The organism is Moorena sp. SIO3I8 (genome assembly GCF_010692325.1).
In the GTDB taxonomy this organism is placed as follows: Bacteria; Cyanobacteriota; Cyanobacteriia; order Cyanobacteriales; family Coleofasciculaceae; genus Moorena.
Genome location: NZ_JAAHHW010000088.1, coordinates 1 through 14,149, shown reverse-complemented (window position 1 = coordinate 14,149; position 14,149 = coordinate 1). Strand labels below are relative to the sequence as shown.

At 43.7% G+C, this 14,149-nt stretch carries 17 protein-coding genes; 4 read left to right on the top strand and 13 right to left on the bottom strand.

The genetic code is table 11. From position 1 onward, the window contains the following. The 4 genes from F6K51_RS25895 to F6K51_RS25880 form a co-directional block, all read right to left on the bottom strand. On the bottom strand, positions 1 to 702 hold the full coding sequence (locus F6K51_RS25895) for a DUF3598 family protein (RefSeq protein WP_293025533.1): 702 nt from the start codon (positions 700 to 702) through the stop codon (positions 1 to 3). Continuing rightward, positions 621 to 896 (bottom strand): DUF3598 family protein, encoded by a 276-nt coding sequence (locus F6K51_RS25890; protein ID WP_293025531.1) that lies wholly within the window; start codon positions 894 to 896, stop codon positions 621 to 623. The genes F6K51_RS25895 and F6K51_RS25890 overlap by 82 nt, the downstream gene beginning before the upstream one ends. Continuing rightward, a complete protein-coding gene (locus F6K51_RS25885) occupies positions 893 to 1,168 on the bottom strand; it encodes a hypothetical protein (RefSeq protein WP_293025529.1) in 276 nt (91 codons plus the stop codon). The genes F6K51_RS25890 and F6K51_RS25885 overlap by 4 nt, the downstream gene beginning before the upstream one ends. Positions 1,169 to 1,335: 167 nt before the next feature. Continuing rightward, entirely contained in the window at positions 1,336 to 2,505 is a 1,170-nt protein-coding gene (locus F6K51_RS25880) for a hypothetical protein (protein ID WP_293025527.1), read from the bottom strand. A gap of 832 nt (positions 2,506 to 3,337) precedes the next feature. Between F6K51_RS25880 and F6K51_RS25875 the strand changes: the two genes are divergently transcribed. Beyond that, entirely contained in the window at positions 3,338 to 3,619 is a 282-nt protein-coding gene (locus tag F6K51_RS25875) for a YiaA/YiaB family inner membrane protein (protein WP_293025525.1), read from the top strand. Positions 3,620 to 3,809: 190 nt separating this feature from the next. Here the strand turns inward: F6K51_RS25875 and F6K51_RS25870 are convergent, their stop codons facing one another. Continuing rightward, positions 3,810 to 4,229, bottom strand: a complete 420-nt coding sequence (locus F6K51_RS25870) for a helix-turn-helix domain-containing protein (protein WP_293025523.1) — start codon at positions 4,227 to 4,229, stop codon at positions 3,810 to 3,812. Positions 4,230 to 4,520: 291 nt separating this feature from the next. On the opposite strand from F6K51_RS25870, the gene F6K51_RS25865 reads away from it, so the two are divergent. Next, entirely contained in the window at positions 4,521 to 4,697 is a 177-nt protein-coding gene (locus F6K51_RS25865; RefSeq protein ID WP_293025521.1) for a hypothetical protein, read from the top strand. A 176-nt stretch (positions 4,698 to 4,873) separates the two neighbouring features. On the opposite strand, the gene F6K51_RS25860 is transcribed toward F6K51_RS25865, so the two are convergent. After that, the gene (locus F6K51_RS25860; protein ID WP_293025519.1) at positions 4,874 to 5,131 is read right to left on the bottom strand and encodes a hypothetical protein; all 258 of its coding nucleotides are present in this window, start codon (positions 5,129 to 5,131) and stop codon (positions 4,874 to 4,876) included. 270 nt (positions 5,132 to 5,401) lie between these two features. Between F6K51_RS25860 and F6K51_RS25855 the strand changes: the two genes are divergently transcribed. After that, positions 5,402 to 8,746, top strand: a complete 3,345-nt coding sequence (locus F6K51_RS25855; RefSeq protein ID WP_293025517.1) for a HEAT repeat domain-containing protein — start codon at positions 5,402 to 5,404, stop codon at positions 8,744 to 8,746. Positions 8,747 to 9,029: 283 nt separating this feature from the next. On the opposite strand, the gene F6K51_RS25850 is transcribed toward F6K51_RS25855, so the two are convergent. The 3 genes from F6K51_RS25850 to F6K51_RS25840 are packed head-to-tail and all read right to left on the bottom strand — an operon-like array spanning position 9,030 to position 10,108. Continuing rightward, on the bottom strand, positions 9,030 to 9,473 hold the full coding sequence (locus F6K51_RS25850; RefSeq protein ID WP_293025515.1) for a ferredoxin: 444 nt from the start codon (positions 9,471 to 9,473) through the stop codon (positions 9,030 to 9,032). Then, positions 9,473 to 9,859, bottom strand: coding sequence for a DUF1257 domain-containing protein (locus F6K51_RS25845; protein WP_009149212.1), 387 nt, complete (start codon positions 9,857 to 9,859; stop codon positions 9,473 to 9,475). The genes F6K51_RS25850 and F6K51_RS25845 overlap by 1 nt, the downstream gene beginning before the upstream one ends. A gap of 39 nt (positions 9,860 to 9,898) precedes the next feature. Beyond that, positions 9,899 to 10,108: a DUF2997 domain-containing protein gene (locus F6K51_RS25840; RefSeq protein ID WP_071108026.1), complete on the bottom strand. Its 210-nt coding sequence runs from the start codon at positions 10,106 to 10,108 to the stop codon at positions 9,899 to 9,901. 547 nt (positions 10,109 to 10,655) lie between these two features. On the opposite strand from F6K51_RS25840, the gene F6K51_RS25835 reads away from it, so the two are divergent. Further along, on the top strand, positions 10,656 to 11,696 hold the full coding sequence (locus tag F6K51_RS25835) for a saccharopine dehydrogenase-like oxidoreductase (RefSeq protein ID WP_293025511.1): 1,041 nt from the start codon (positions 10,656 to 10,658) through the stop codon (positions 11,694 to 11,696). Here the strand turns inward: F6K51_RS25835 and F6K51_RS25830 are convergent. The 4 genes from F6K51_RS25830 to F6K51_RS25815 form a co-directional block, all read right to left on the bottom strand. Next, complete coding sequence (locus tag F6K51_RS25830; RefSeq protein WP_293025509.1) at positions 11,648 to 11,857, bottom strand: hypothetical protein; 210 nt, start codon at positions 11,855 to 11,857, stop codon at positions 11,648 to 11,650. The two genes, F6K51_RS25835 and F6K51_RS25830, sit on opposite strands and share 49 nt — an antisense overlap. 155 nt (positions 11,858 to 12,012) lie before the next feature. Then, a complete protein-coding gene (locus F6K51_RS25825; protein WP_293025507.1) occupies positions 12,013 to 12,135 on the bottom strand; it encodes a hypothetical protein in 123 nt (40 codons plus the stop codon). After that, the gene (locus tag F6K51_RS25820) at positions 12,084 to 12,755 is read right to left on the bottom strand and encodes a hypothetical protein (RefSeq protein ID WP_293025505.1); all 672 of its coding nucleotides are present in this window, start codon (positions 12,753 to 12,755) and stop codon (positions 12,084 to 12,086) included. The genes F6K51_RS25825 and F6K51_RS25820 overlap by 52 nt, the downstream gene beginning before the upstream one ends. A 4-nt stretch (positions 12,756 to 12,759) precedes the next feature. Further along, positions 12,760 to 13,977 carry a type II secretion system F family protein gene (locus F6K51_RS25815; protein ID WP_293025503.1) on the bottom strand — a complete coding sequence of 406 codons (1,218 nt, stop codon included), beginning with the start codon at positions 13,975 to 13,977 and terminating at the stop codon, positions 12,760 to 12,762. Between the last annotated feature and the right edge of the window lie 172 nt (positions 13,978 to 14,149).

Here is a 14,149-nt window from a genome sequence, read left to right as displayed (position 1 = left end):
TCAGTAATCAAGCGATCGCTTTTTTTGATCCTGATCATGATTGTGCCCATTGTTGTTATTAAATCTAATTATAATCCAGTTTATGCGATCGCAAAAAAAATTGCAATAAATATTTGAAGATGTTATCTCATGAAATTCATTAGGTAAAAGTGAGATAATTTCCTGGTTATAGTGACGGATTCCCCTTTTTAAAAGACCGGGATTCACTAACCAATCCGTGATTATAAGAGATTCTCTATCATAGGCATACCTTTCTGGGAGACTAACAGTCACTCCATTCGAGAAGCTGACTATAATATTTTCCTGGGCTAATTCATCTATAGGCTTCCACTGACAATCACTGGTAGTTGCGATAATTAAGTCTGGGGTTATAGTGGAAATCATACTCCCCTTCCAATTGTCAGAAGAAGTATAGTCTATCTCTTTAGGCTCTCCTCGAAAGAAGTCTAGTGTCTCCCAGATAGAGGTAACATGATGTAATGAGCCATCTTCGAGATACTTACAGCCGCCACTCACTCCTAACCTTTCGTGCTTGAGGCATGTCTCAAAATAATATAACTGGCCCCGCTCAATCTTAGGTGTGTATCCCCAAGTCCAGCTATAGTCTAAGAAGGGAGTTGTTAGCTTGCCTTTTTTGTAAGGACCAAATGTTCTAGACTCACTCCTACCATCTTCATATCGATAGCGATGCAGCGCCGCCAAAGGGGGTTTCCACGGGGCAAACAGCGGTGCGGACGCAGGTTCCGCACACAGACCCATGCGCCATGAGCGACTGCATCAAGACAACGTTCTACTAACTCCCCATTCCCTGCCAGCCGAGTCCATATGCCATTCCAATCACCAATAGCCTGAATTTCTAAGAATTTTTCCCAGTTCTGAGTTAAGAAATCACTCATCTAGAACCTCCTGTGTTCCATTGCCAAAAACCTGAGGATTGCATCCACAAGCATAAGCAAGAGTTCCACCCAGCGCAAATCCGTTGCGCACTCCACTCTGTTTCACCAAAATGCTCCAAGACCGATTCCGGTAATAATCCTCGTGCCCCTTGGGCGATAAACTGCTTTGCGGTTTCAAATTTAGGCAGGGAGCACGGAGCAGGGAGTCGGAAAGCGCACGCCCTGGGAGTCGGGAATCGGGCAGAAGTAGTTTTCGATTCTTGTTTATGCAAGCCTTTTGCCTGACAAGTGCCCAGAAGTATATGTTTATCGTAATTCCTGCTCTGTGTCTTGATGAAGTTGTTTAACAAAAATGGTATAGAGATATCAGTTATTTTGGGTAACGTTTATTACTCAATTCAACACTTGTGGTCTAAGCTCTTTGGAATGCTAAATAATGCTAAATATTTAAACAATCTTCAGAGGCTAGCATTCCCAAAGGCGGGATAAAGAGATCAGAATGGAGTTGAACGTCATAAGGGAGGCCATGGTCTTCATTATCTGGCAAGATTGCAGTACGATTTACCAGACTTAAACGGGTATTAACAGTATGGTAATCTTCTGGGGTGAATTTATATAGCGGTTTGCCATATTTAATCAGAAACCAAGCCATCAGACTCAATTGACGGTACATCGTCGCATCATAGCAACGCCCACTTTGCCCCAGACTCCCCCCGTCTCTTTTTGTTTGTGGGTTAACTACTTGGGCAACTTTATAGTTACCTTGCTGGGAAAGGGCAACCCAATCTGCCGCAAAAAGCTGCCACACCGTTTCCATCCCATAAGCGATCGCAAAAGGAATATGCTCGACTAGCATATCCCATCTCAACATTGTTTCACCAGTTAGAGACCAGACGAGCCGATCAAAATGTTTAGCATAGTGGCAACCAAGTTCGTTTTCATGTCGCCAGGGATCGCGCATCACAAAAAGATAGTGATTATCCCTGAGTGTATTGTTTTGTGCCGTGAGCAGAAATAGACGCTCTTGATCTGGAAAAATAGCTTGGGCATATCCCAAATAGTGAAGTGGTCGATATTGGGTAGCGTTGATATCAACATCAAGAACAAATAGATCTTTGAGTGTCTGCCATTGCTGAACATATTTCAAGTAAGCAAAAGCTATCGCAAAGGCTCTTCCTTTGCCTTTATGTTTGGCAAGATCGACTGCAAAGCGCGAGTGAATGCGCTCTAGGTTAAATAAATCAAGCATAGCTGCTTCGTTGAGAATCACGCAGCCTTTTTCCTTCAGCCCCAAGTGATCCACGACAGCTTGCGCTCGCGGTGAATGTATCACGACAATTCTCTCTAATGCAATCCCCCAGTTTAGGCAATAGTTCAAAGTTTCGGAAAAAGTATCCTGTTCCCGCTTAGAGCCAAGAGGTAAGAGCAAACCTACGGTTGGCGAACGAAAATAGTCCTCTAGCATTTTATGCTTAACCGTAATATCCGCAAGAGTGGGTGTGAAAAAACCACCTAGACAGTCCTGTCGTTTGACAGCAATCACGTTGGGAAAATCATGAACTGTTCTCCTTTGATTAATGTTTTGTGACATACTTGCTTTTTTTGACATAATTTTCATACTTCGAATGGTATTATACAGTGTTAAAGCCCGAAAAAAAATTTTTTACATAATTTGACATCAACCCTTTACTAGTCTTTTATCACCTAGTTTTACAAACTGTAACTCAATCCCTTAAGCTACAAATAATTTAACCACCAATACTTATGCTGAATTTTAAAATTAGCAAACCAATGACATATACAATCAAAAATTATAATTAGCCAGATCAGAATCAATGGCTTAAGAAATGGATACCAAATCCTTAGTTATGGGTTGGGCTTTTGTGTTAGGATTAGAATCATATAAAGTCATGGTTTTCCAGTTTTTCAGGTGTGCAATAGCATCTTAATAAGCTCAACTATAGCATTTCCAAATAAATCATAAAACCCAATGCTGATTTATAAGAACAGGCAAAAATTATCGGTTCTCTTTCCTAGTTTTATCTATTGTCTATTCCCTATTGCCTATTCCCTATTGCCTAAAATCCACAACTTATCTACCTCACATGACTGGGAAATAAGCAGAATTGTTACCCTTACTGGGGGTGAAGTCTGGAGTGTACAGTAATTGGGAAAATTGAAGAATCATACCACCTTAGTAGGGATACTTGATCAGCTTGGGGACAGTTGGTTCAGCTGGCGACGGTTGTTGATGAGCTGACGGCTGATCACTGATAGCTGAATGCTTACCTAACTCCTGCCCCTCCACCTATTTGACTTACTCGATAAATGCTATTGTATGCAGCTCCAAAAACTGTCATTGCTCTCAACTTACTAGACAATAAGCTTTGTATGATCAAAATTAAATTCATTAATATTATCGCACTTAAAGGTTGAATAACATGCAAGAACGATTTAGCAACCAAAGCCATAGTACAGGTTGGGTAATTCAGTCTTGGGCGTCTTTTGTTATTTCGGTTTTTGCTATGGCTATTGGCATTGCCAATTTGCCAGCAGATAACTGGATCAAAGGCTACTTAGGTATCGGTTTACTTTTCTCTATTGGCTCTAGCATCAACATCGCTAAAACTACACGAGATATCCATGAATCGAAAAAACTAACCTCGAAAGTTGAAGAAGCTAGAGTTGAAAAACTACTGACTGACCACAACTCTCTGGGCTAATATCAAGTTTATCAGCTATCAGCCATCAGTTATCAGCTATCAGCTATCAGCTATCAGCGCATAGAGGTCTATTAATAATCGTAGGGTGGGCAGTGCAACGTGGTTTGCAAGCTTAATTATCTGTCTTCTGCTGCACTGCCCACCCTACATGAACCTGACCACTGACGGCTGACGGCTGACCGCTGACCCCTTAGGCGATGACCTTAAAATCAGAAATCGTCTCAATCCATACCCGTGCTCCACAGTGTAGGGGATCATCTGGGCGATACATCACCCGACAAGGGCCATTGACTTCGACAGTATGACCGTAAATGTTTTTAGAGCCTCGTTTGACCGTAATCACCGGATTGCGTTCGCCGGTGTTGTGATTTTGGCGAATCACTTTCTGATTAACGTGGATGACCGCCTTCGTGTAATTTGTACGCTTTGACCAATTCCGCTTCGGTCCACGAGTGCCAGGGGTAACCACTGGCATGCCATCAAATAAAGGAATCACCCAAGTTCTACCGACCTTATAAGCTCCTTTGACTCTGCCCTTGCTCAACAGGAAACGGACGCGAGTGGCAGAGATACCTAGTAAATTAGCAGCTTGTGCGGTAGAAATCATCATGGCGGCAAAACCATTGCTTTAACGATATTGTTATCGTAACACGATTTTTTATAAAATGCAAGGGGTGGGTGAGAAGTATCGAAAGTATCATGAGTGTTATAAGGGTTATGAGGGTGGTCAGCCAGAAAAACTATTGCATTAACGTCAGGGGTTGTAAGGGCAATGAGGGTTATGAGGGTGGTTGGATAGAAAAACTATTGCATTAACACCAGGGGTGATATGAGTGGTTAGCGTGGGAAGTTAGAAAAACTATTGCATTATCACTATGGGTGCTGTGGGTGATGTGAGTGCATGTCATTAAAGCTGCTTGACCCAGTGGTGCGTTACTGCCCGATTCCCGATTCCCTACTCCCGATTCCCTACTCCCTGTTCCCGATTCCCTGTTCCCTCAACAAAAAAAATTCGGTCAAGTTCTGGTTAATTCCAATGCTTGACCGAATTATTTTTTGTAATAGTCAAGAGCCCTAGGATTCTTGACTATGTGTTCACCAAATCAACAACATACTAACTTAGGTCTTAGACTTAAGACGTCGTACTTTCTCCTGAGTTTTGACCTGTCGCCAGCGATGCAGCGCGGTCTTGGGGGTTTCCCCCATGAGCGACTGCATCAAGACAGGGATTGGCATCCCTGGCAACTTGCTATCTTAATCTACCAACAGATGTCGAATCAATATACTGATCACCTCACTAGGATTTCCGGTAGGTTGAGGAGTGCTCCACTCATGAACTTGGGCGTAGCCACGGCCATAAAGATTATAGATTGTGACCCGCACAGTTTTGGGAGAACCGATCAATATATGTTTGATTTGCTCCCGTCCTGGCTGGGGTTGGCTAAATAATTCAGGGAGATTAGGATTGTTGGGATTATACTCAAAATTTGGGAGAAAGTTTTCGATGTCCATAATGTTTTTTGCTGTTGTTTTTGTGACATTTTTATGTTAATAAGTAATCATTTATTTTGTCAAGTAAATTTTATTTATTTTTTTATATTTTTTTCGTAAGGGGGTATATTAAAAAAAAGATTAGTATTTTTTTACTGATGTTTTTAATTAGCGATCGCTCTTAGCGGAAGCTTCGCTGCTCCCTGCTCCCCGCTCCCTGCTCCCTGCTCCCTGCTCCCTGCTTTATAAATTGCTATAATTAAACCAATCCAACATAACTACCTATAAATTATGGAAGCCGTGTCCCTTTTGGCTGGTTTGGAACTATCGCAAATAGCGCCACCATTGTTAAGTATTGTTGCTAAAGAAGCAGGTAAACGCTTAACTCAAGCCTTGACGAAAAGCGATATCGAAAAAGCCATCAAAGCCGGAGCAGAAGCCGTTGATCAATGGGACAAACAACTGGATAGTCAACAGCGCTTATTTTTTCACGCTCCCCCGGATGGCTGGAATGGAGTTAGTAGGTTTTTGAACCACTATTTTACTCATTCTGCTGTTTTGGCGGAATTACAGAAACCGTTATTTAATCAAGGGAAACCAGACCGGGAGATTTTAAGCGCCGTATTTCAACAAGAAGCTGAATCCAAGACTATTGAACTAAATCAAGACAGTCTCAAGCCTTGGATAGAGACATTTATTAATGCTTATTTTGAGAAGACTGATACTTATATAAAATTTCAGGTAGCTAAACAGGATTATAATCAACAGTTAGCTAACTGGTATAATCATGTCAAATTTGCTGGCATTGCTGTGCCTGGGCAAGATGTAGAAAAATCCGAGAAGTTAGCCCAGATTTTTGTAATGCCAGATGTAGTGGAAGAATTACCAAGTGCTGGCGCTTGGGAAAGGAATTTTAAGCGGGAGTTGTTAGTAGCCATACGTGGGGAAAAACCGGAAAGGCTACTATTGGAAAAGACAACTGGCCGGAAATTCTTGGCTGAGCAGTTATTGAGCCAAAGTCAGTCGAGACGAGTGGTAATCTTGGGTGCCCCAGGCTCTGGTAAAACCACCTTGATGAGCTATTTTGCAGTAATGTTAGCTCAGGGAAATCCTGAGGTTTTGGGATTAAAGGGTGATACCGACTGGTTACCGATTTTAATCAGGATGCGAGACTTTGCCAGAGATCTCGATAAAAGCCTAATCGACTATGCTCGGATATTTGCTGAAAACACCATGTCAGTGAAACCGTTACCAGTGGGATTTTTTGAGCATTGGTTATCTGATGGTAGAGCCTTGATATTGCTGGATGGTTTGGATGAAGTCGCAGAAGAGGCTAAACGCCATGATGTAGTCAAGCGCATCGAGAATTTTTTAGGACAGTTTGACAGAAATCGCGCTATTATTACATCTAGACCGGCTGGTTATCGGCGCGACTTTTTCCGCACTGAGGAATTTCCCCACTATCAAATCCAACCCTTTGATGACCAGAAGATTTCCGCATTTATTGATAACTGGTATAACAGTCGGTTTCAAGACCAAGCAGAAGCCGAAAGGCGCAAGGAGAGTTTACGAAAAGCCCTGGATGATAATGACCGGATTACCTTGTTGGCACGGAATCCGTTACTGTTGACAATTATTGCATTAATTCATCGGTATCAAGCAGTATTGCCCAAAGAACGGTTTGAGCTTTATAATTGCGCAGTCAAAACCTTGTTAACCTCTTGGGATGCTAATAAAGAAATCAGCAATCAGGGAATATTTAAGTATCTAGATTTATATGATTTGCGTCGATTGATGGAATTGCTGGCTTATTGGATTCATCGCCAAGGAAATAGTGAATATAACGAAGGCGGCACGCTGATTAACCAAGATGATTTGATTGCTCAGTTGAGTCAGCAGATTAAAACCTTGAAACAGGTGCAGTTATATCAAGCTAAAGAAGAAGCAGAAGTATTTTTAACCTTGATTCGCGACCGCACTAGCTTGTTGAATGAGCAGGGGCAAGATTATTATGGGTTTGTCCATAAAACTTTTCAGGAATATTTGTGTGCTGAAGAGATTAACTATCAAGCCGAGAATGAGTATGATTTCGATATTGTTTTGAATCATATTCGGGAGCATTTACATGACTCCCACTGGCGCGAAGTGTTACTATTGCTGATAGCACAACAAAAACCGAAAAATGCGGCAAAGGCAATTCGAGCAGTATTGACTAATAATAGTAACTATGAGCAGTGGTTACATCGGGATTTGTTGTTTGCTGGTAATTGTTTGGCAGAAGACCCGAAGAATTTGCGTGGTGCTGATCGTGAGTTAGTGCAAGAGATTTTAGAGCGGTTGGTTGAGTTGGAGGTGAGTAGTGAGGAGCGGGTTGGGGAGATGGTTTACGAGCAGGTTTTTCAAAGAATTTGTAGTTTGTATGACACGGATTTTGAGGCACAGGTATTGGAATTGTTGAAAGAGCGAACAGATTTAATTGATGAGACACGATTGCTTAACTATCGATACGAGTTAGGGGAAAAGGAACAGGTAATTACAATATTGCTAGCACGGCTAAAAGATGAGAATTCTGATGTACGTAGGGAAGCCGCCTATGCTTTGGGCAAATTCGGAAATAGCTCAGAAACTGTAATCAATGCCCTGATCACAAGGCTTGAAGATGAGAATTCTAGTGTCCGTAGGAGGGCAGCCAATGCCTTGGGCAGATTCGGCAACAGCTCAGAAACAGTAGTCAGCCGTCTCCTAGCTTTGCTTCAGGATGAGAATTCAGATGTGCGTGGTATGGCAGCCTTTGCCTTGCGCATATTGGACAAGAGCTTAGAAACCTTAGTCAGCGCCCTCCTACCTTTGCTTCAGGATGAGAATTCGAATGTACGTGGGGAGGCAGCCTTTGCCTTGGGTAATTTGGGAAACAGCTCAGAAACAGTAGTCAGCCCCCTCCTAGCTTTGCTTCAGGATCCCGATTATCATGTACGTATAGAGGCGGCCAGAGCCTTGGGTAATTTGGGAAACAGCTCAGAAACAGTAGTCAGCCCCCTCCTAGCTTTGCTTCAAGATCAGAATTCTAATGTGCGTGGGTGGACAGCCTCAGCCTTAGGGAATTTGGGAAACAGCTCAGAAACAGTAGTCAACGCCCTCCTAGCTCTGATTCAGCATCCCGATTATCATGTACGTGGGGAGGCAGCCAGAGCCTTGGGCAAATTGGGCAATAGCTCAGAAACTATAGTCAGCGTCCTACTACCACAGCTTCAGGATTCGAATGATCATGTGCGTTGGTTGACAGTCGTAGGTTTGGGCGAATTGGGCAACAGCTCAGAACCTGTAATAAATGCCCTGGTGGGACGACTTCAAGATCCCGATTCCGCTGTGCGTTGGTGGACAGCCGAAGCATTGGGGAATTTGGGCAACAGCTCAGAAACCGTCGTCAACGCTCTAATAGCAAGGCTTCAGGATCAGCATTCTAATGTCCGTAGGAGGGCAGCCCAAGCCTTGTGCAAATTGGCCGAAACATCCAATCATATCCTCCCTACTATCATGGAATGGATTGAACAACACCAGGATTCCGACTATGTGGGCAGAAGTATTGATGCCCTGCGGTATTTGCTTGTAAGACGGGAATTAGGGAATAGGGAGTAGGGAGTAGTAAGAAAGAGATCTAAAGAATTTTTGATTTTGTGAGAAATTAAGATATTGCTGTGCTATAATTTAATATTATTCATTTTTAATGTATTGTTGTTGTTGAATGCGATCGCGTAGCGGCTCTTTCAGAGCATCGCATTTTCCCTACTCCCTACTCCCTACTCCCTGCTCCCTAAAATCAAACCATTGCGATAACACAACATAAAACCCTCAACAGCTCTAAGCCATCGAGGATTTGGTAATATTAAAAGCTGAAAGCTGATGGCTGATAGCTGAATGCTTACCGTTTTTTCCTACGCTTCCTTGCCAGCTTCCTCTCCTTAATTTTGGCAGCCACAACACTTGGTTCAATAGGCAATCCTGCTCTAGGAATTACCTGATATTGTCGCTCGTCTTCTAGATTTTTAAGCTTAGTGTAATCAACCCAGTGGATACAATCTACTGGACAAGTGTCTATCGCTTCTTGTATCACGTCTTCTGGGTCGCCATCTTGCCGAAAAACCCGGGATCTACCGTGGTCGGCTTCCATATAAAACGTATTGCGAGCGACGTGGGCGCAGTGTTTACAGCCAATGCAGGTAATTTCATCAACGTAAACACCTTTTTGTCGCAGAATACCCCCTAGCTCTGGCTCAAAACCAGACCGCTCTGGAGCATCTCGAAAGACACCCCCTAACTCTGGTTCTAAACCCGAACGCTCTGGCGTCGGTGAGAACTCAGACATTACGCGCTCCAGCGTTGAACCACTAAACGAATGGAACCATCTTTATTATCTTGTTGCTCAGCAACCTCAAAGCCTTGCTTAGCAGTTTCCTTAATTACAGTGTTGTAAGCGTAACGCTGGGTTACCCGTTGTAGGAAACCATCTACAGACCAAGGCTGTTGCCAATACTGAAAATCAGCAACAAGTTCGTAGGCGTTACCATTCCAACTAAAACCGATATCGTAGTCATTCTCTTGCTCAATCACTACTTCAGCAGTGCGAGTTTGGCCTTGATAACCGCGCACAGGGCTAGGACCAGATTCCCAATCAATCCCTAAGTCATTTAAAGCAGTTTCTAAGGATGAACGGTTACGGATTTGGGTTTTGATAGTGCTGAAATGAGACATGTTTGGTAATTAAACTAATTTACTAACTGGAACACAAATTTACCAATGGCTAACCGTAGCTTGAGTTGTCGCTGTTGCCGACAGTTCAAGCTTTTGGTCGAAGTAATCTGATGTTTTCTCAACAGATACGACTCGTCCTAGCTGAGCTTCAATAGCAGCTGTTACCTCTGCGCAAGATGCTCCGATGATCCCAGTGACTTTTTCCTGGACTCGACCATCTGGATAAATTACAAACTCTAATGTTTCCATAGTCGCCTTAGTGCTCCGTTTATCCCTATTTAGAGGTTGTGGCACCGGTTGTTGCACCAGTCCAGGAGTATCTAATCCCGGATTGATATCACTGATCACTGACCAGTGCTATAGCTGGTCACTAATCAAATGATAATAATTTAGATCATGGCGCAAACAACATTAACATAAGTTTATAGTAAATCGAGTGTCTACTTTAATATTTTGTAAGTTTCTCGTAACTTTAGGGAATAGTCAAGGGGTGGAATGACCCAAAAATGGTTTATTAACAAGTAAGCTATCAGCTCTCAGCTCTCAGCTCTCAGCTCTCAGCTCTCAGCTATCAGCTATCAGCTATCAGCTATCAGGTATCAGGTATCAGCTATCAGCTATCAGCTTTCAGTTTTCAGCTAAAGGCTGAGGGCTGACGGCTGACGGCTGACTACTGACGGCTGACGGCTGACGGCTGACGGCTGAGATTAACAAAATATAGAGAATTGAGGGTACTGGGCAAAGTATGAAGTATGAAGTATGAATTATTAAAGTTGGGCGAAACAGTCTATAAGTTATGAGTGAAAAGCAAGTCAGAGGTGTAAATAACCCCAAAACCGCCAATCCCAATGGATTAGAGCGAATACGAGTAGGGGTTTTAGGCTTTGGGGGATTAGGTCAAGCCGCTACCAGAGTTTTAGCTCCCAAGGGAGAAATGCTTTGGGTAGCAGCAGCTGACCGCAAAGGTTATGTTTATGACGCGGCTGGCTTAAATCCTGACCGTTGTATCCAGACCTACCAATCCCAAGGTTCATTGGGTTATGTAGAACCAGGTGGCACTTTAAGTAGCAACAGTATCGAAGACTTAATCCAAAACGCGACAGTAGATGGATATTTCTTAGCACTGCCAAATTTACCGAATACCTTTATGGCATCGGTGGTTAAGCAATTTATTCAATCGGGTTGGCAGGGAGTGTTAGTAGATGCTCTCAAGCGCACTAGTGCTGTAGAACAACTGTTGCAACTGCAAGATGAATTGCAAGCCGCTGGAATTACCTATATGACTGGCTGCGGTGCTACACCAGGACTATTGACCGCTGCTGCTGCGATCGCATCTCAAAGCTATGCCGAGATTCACAGTGTCAAGATTACCTTTGGGGTAGGGATTGCTAACTGGGAAGCCTATCGAGCAACCATTCGAGAAGATATTGCTCACCTTCCCGGTTATGATGTAGAACGAGCCAAAGCCATGAGTGATGCTGAAGTCGAAGCGTTATTAGATGAAACCAAAGGCATCATCAGCCTAGAGAATATGGAACACGCTGATGATGTGATGCTGGAACTAGCAGGGATTTGCTCACGCGATCGCGTTTCTGTTGGTGGTGTCGTGGATACCCGCAATCCTAAAAAACCCCTCAGTACCAATGTCCAAATCACAGGTCGCACCTTTGAGGGTAAGATTTCCACTCACACCTTTACCCTTGGTGATGAAACCAGCATGGCTGCTAATGTCTGTGGTCCCGCCTTTGGCTATCTAAAAGCAGGAGTTTCCCTACATCACAAAGGGATTTATGGTCTATTGACTGCTGCTGAAGTTATGCCCCAGTTTGTGAAATAGTCGTTTTTAGGGAGTAGGGAGTAGGGAGTAGGGAATCGGGAATCGGGAATCGGGAATCGGGAATCGGGAATCGGGAATCGTGCGTAGGGTGCGTTAGGGGCGGACTTGCTATGATTTTCCGCCTCAACGCCCAGGTTGGGATAGTCCGCCCCGTAACGCACCACCTTTGGGCGACCCCTCTTCTGTTTATAGTGCGTAGGGTGCGTTAGGGGCGGAAAGCCCTTGATTTTCCGCCTCAACGCCCGGGTTGGGATAGTCCGCCCCGTAACGCACCACCTTTGGGCGAGCCCTCTTCTGTTTATAGCTGAGAAAAACGCTATACTAAAATAATTTCCTGATAATTACCCTTAATCAAAATCTCCCCACACTCCCTATCTCCCACACTCCCTATCTCCCACACTCCCCATCTCCCCACCTCCCCATCTCCCCATCTCCCCATCTCCCTATCTCCCCATCTCCCCATCTCCCCATCTCCCCACCCTCTTCAACTAAGCTGGATGTTTCCTCCTGTTCCAGATTAATCCCATCGGTCGTTTGTACCACAAATGGTAAACTAGCCCCTAGTAAGCCTCGCTGAATCCGTTGGGGTGTCTCTGGGAAAACCACAAAGAGGGGATAGATACGGTTTACGCCATCACTGAGAATGTGTTGATAGCCAGGAGGCATTAGCCATTCATAGTCTTTGTCCAGTAAAACTTGGGTCTGACGCCAGCGACTGAGCAAGTCAGAAAAGTCTTCATGGGGACGATGGATGAATAGGAGAATCTCTATCTCCATCTTGACTTTCCATTCCGGATCACACATTACCATAGCTAGATCACAGGGCAAACCTACCGCTTCGGTAACAGTGCCATGGCTAACACTTTTATGCCCTAAGGAGGATGGCGAGTGACGAATTCTCACTACTGGCAAGGGAATGGTGATCACACTCTCGTAAGGTCGGCGCATACTAGGAATCATTTCCAGGTAAGGTCGATAGGATTTCAGGAGTGCGATCGCACCATCATGGTTACTATACTCTGCTAGCCAAGCTTCGTAATCAGATTTCTGAACAGGCATCGAATTAGCCCATAGTGTCAAACACTTTAAACATTGGTAAATACATAGATACCAAGATCACACCAACCATGCCTCCCAAAACTACAATCATAATTGGTTCCAAGATACTAGTTAGTGCTTTAACCGCTTGCTCGACTTCATCTTCATAGAAGTCAGCAACTTTCATCACCATAGAATCCAACTCCCCCGTCTCTTCCCCAATACTAATCATTTGAATTGCTAAAGGAGGAAAAACGTTTTCTCGTTGTAAGGCCAGGCTAATCATCCCACCCTGTTGAATCTCATACTTAGCTGAGTCAATAGCATTAGCAATTACCTGGTTACCCGCTGTATCTCTTACAATATCTAAAGAATTCAGGATCGGTACTCCCGAACGAGTTAAGGAGCCAAACACTCGGCAAAAGCGAGCTACAGAGCCTTTTTCATTCAACTCACCAAACAGGGGAATTTTCAACTGCAAAGCATCAATTTGCAACTTCCCCATTGGGGTTTTATAGTAATACTTAAAAGCTGTAACTAATACAATTACAACAGCAATGGGAATCAATACTTTCCAACTTCTAAGGATGCCGCTCAACCATAGCATAAACTTAGTTAAAGCTGGCAATTCCGTTCCTAAATCTTGAAATATCCCAGCAAAGATTGGGATCAGAAACATCGTCATTGCCAGAAAAACCAGTAGGGCTAAGAAACCTACCACACTAGGGTAAGCCATAGCTGATTTGATTTGGTTTTGCAGCCGATTCATATCTTCTAGCAGCTTAGCTAATCGGTTGAGCACTTCATCAAGCACACCCCCAACCTCCCCAGCCTGAACCATACTCACGTAAAGAGTATCAAAACAATCTGGATGCTTACGCATAGCATCCGATAGATTAGTTCCTTGTTGGACCTCGCCACTGATGTTCATCAAAGCCTTTTTCAGCTTAGGATTAGAACACTGTTCCCCTAATACCCCAAGACAGCGGACGATAGCCACACCAGCATTAACCATAGCGGCAAACTGACGAGAAAAGACCGCTTTGTCTTTGATCGTGACATTGGTAAATTTTTCGGAAAGGTCAGACAGGCTAAAGCTAACATCTAAGCTTTTCTTGACGCTGCCAACAGCAGAATACCGATTTTCTAGGATGCTGCGGGCTTGTTCAGGAGTAGCAGCTTCAATTTTTTGTTTTTTGGCTTTGCCTGATTTGTCCCGAACTTGAGCAATAAAAGTAGGCATGGCTTTTTTCTAGATTAAGTCTAATCGCAAGTTTTATGGTAAGAGTCCGTGCTTTCTCTAGACTAGCGAGTCGCCTTCGCTCTAACGCCCTTAGCATTCATCCCTCCAGAACCAGCAAGGATACGTTGCAATTCATCGGGTTTAGAACTTTTACTAAGTGCTACTTCCAAAG

What these genes read in the sequence shown, in the direction of transcription:
- F6K51_RS25890 (WP_293025531.1), bottom strand. Translation starts at nt 896, where the DNA reads ATGAGTGATTTCTTAACTCAGAACTGGGAAAAATTCTTAGAAATTCAG.
- F6K51_RS25880 (WP_293025527.1), bottom strand. Translation starts at nt 2,505, where the DNA reads ATGTCAAAAAAAGCAAGTATGTCACAAAACATTAATCAAAGGAGAACA.
- F6K51_RS25875 (WP_293025525.1), top strand. Translation starts at nt 3,338, where the DNA reads ATGCAAGAACGATTTAGCAACCAAAGCCATAGTACAGGTTGGGTAATT.
- F6K51_RS25870 (WP_293025523.1), bottom strand. Translation starts at nt 4,229, where the DNA reads ATGATGATTTCTACCGCACAAGCTGCTAATTTACTAGGTATCTCTGCC.
- F6K51_RS25865 (WP_293025521.1), top strand. Translation starts at nt 4,521, where the DNA reads ATGTCATTAAAGCTGCTTGACCCAGTGGTGCGTTACTGCCCGATTCCC.
- F6K51_RS25860 (WP_293025519.1), bottom strand. Translation starts at nt 5,131, where the DNA reads ATGGACATCGAAAACTTTCTCCCAAATTTTGAGTATAATCCCAACAAT.
- F6K51_RS25855 (WP_293025517.1), top strand. Translation starts at nt 5,402, where the DNA reads ATGGAAGCCGTGTCCCTTTTGGCTGGTTTGGAACTATCGCAAATAGCG.
- F6K51_RS25850 (WP_293025515.1), bottom strand. Translation starts at nt 9,473, where the DNA reads ATGTCTGAGTTCTCACCGACGCCAGAGCGTTCGGGTTTAGAACCAGAG.
- F6K51_RS25845 (WP_009149212.1), bottom strand. Translation starts at nt 9,859, where the DNA reads ATGTCTCATTTCAGCACTATCAAAACCCAAATCCGTAACCGTTCATCC.
- F6K51_RS25840 (WP_071108026.1), bottom strand. Translation starts at nt 10,108, where the DNA reads ATGGAAACATTAGAGTTTGTAATTTATCCAGATGGTCGAGTCCAGGAA.
- F6K51_RS25835 (WP_293025511.1), top strand. Translation starts at nt 10,656, where the DNA reads ATGAGTGAAAAGCAAGTCAGAGGTGTAAATAACCCCAAAACCGCCAAT.
- F6K51_RS25825 (WP_293025507.1), bottom strand. Translation starts at nt 12,135, where the DNA reads ATGGGGAGATGGGGAGATGGGGAGGTGGGGAGATGGGGAGTGTGGGAG.
- F6K51_RS25820 (WP_293025505.1), bottom strand. Translation starts at nt 12,755, where the DNA reads ATGCCTGTTCAGAAATCTGATTACGAAGCTTGGCTAGCAGAGTATAGT.
- F6K51_RS25815 (WP_293025503.1), bottom strand. Translation starts at nt 13,977, where the DNA reads ATGCCTACTTTTATTGCTCAAGTTCGGGACAAATCAGGCAAAGCCAAA.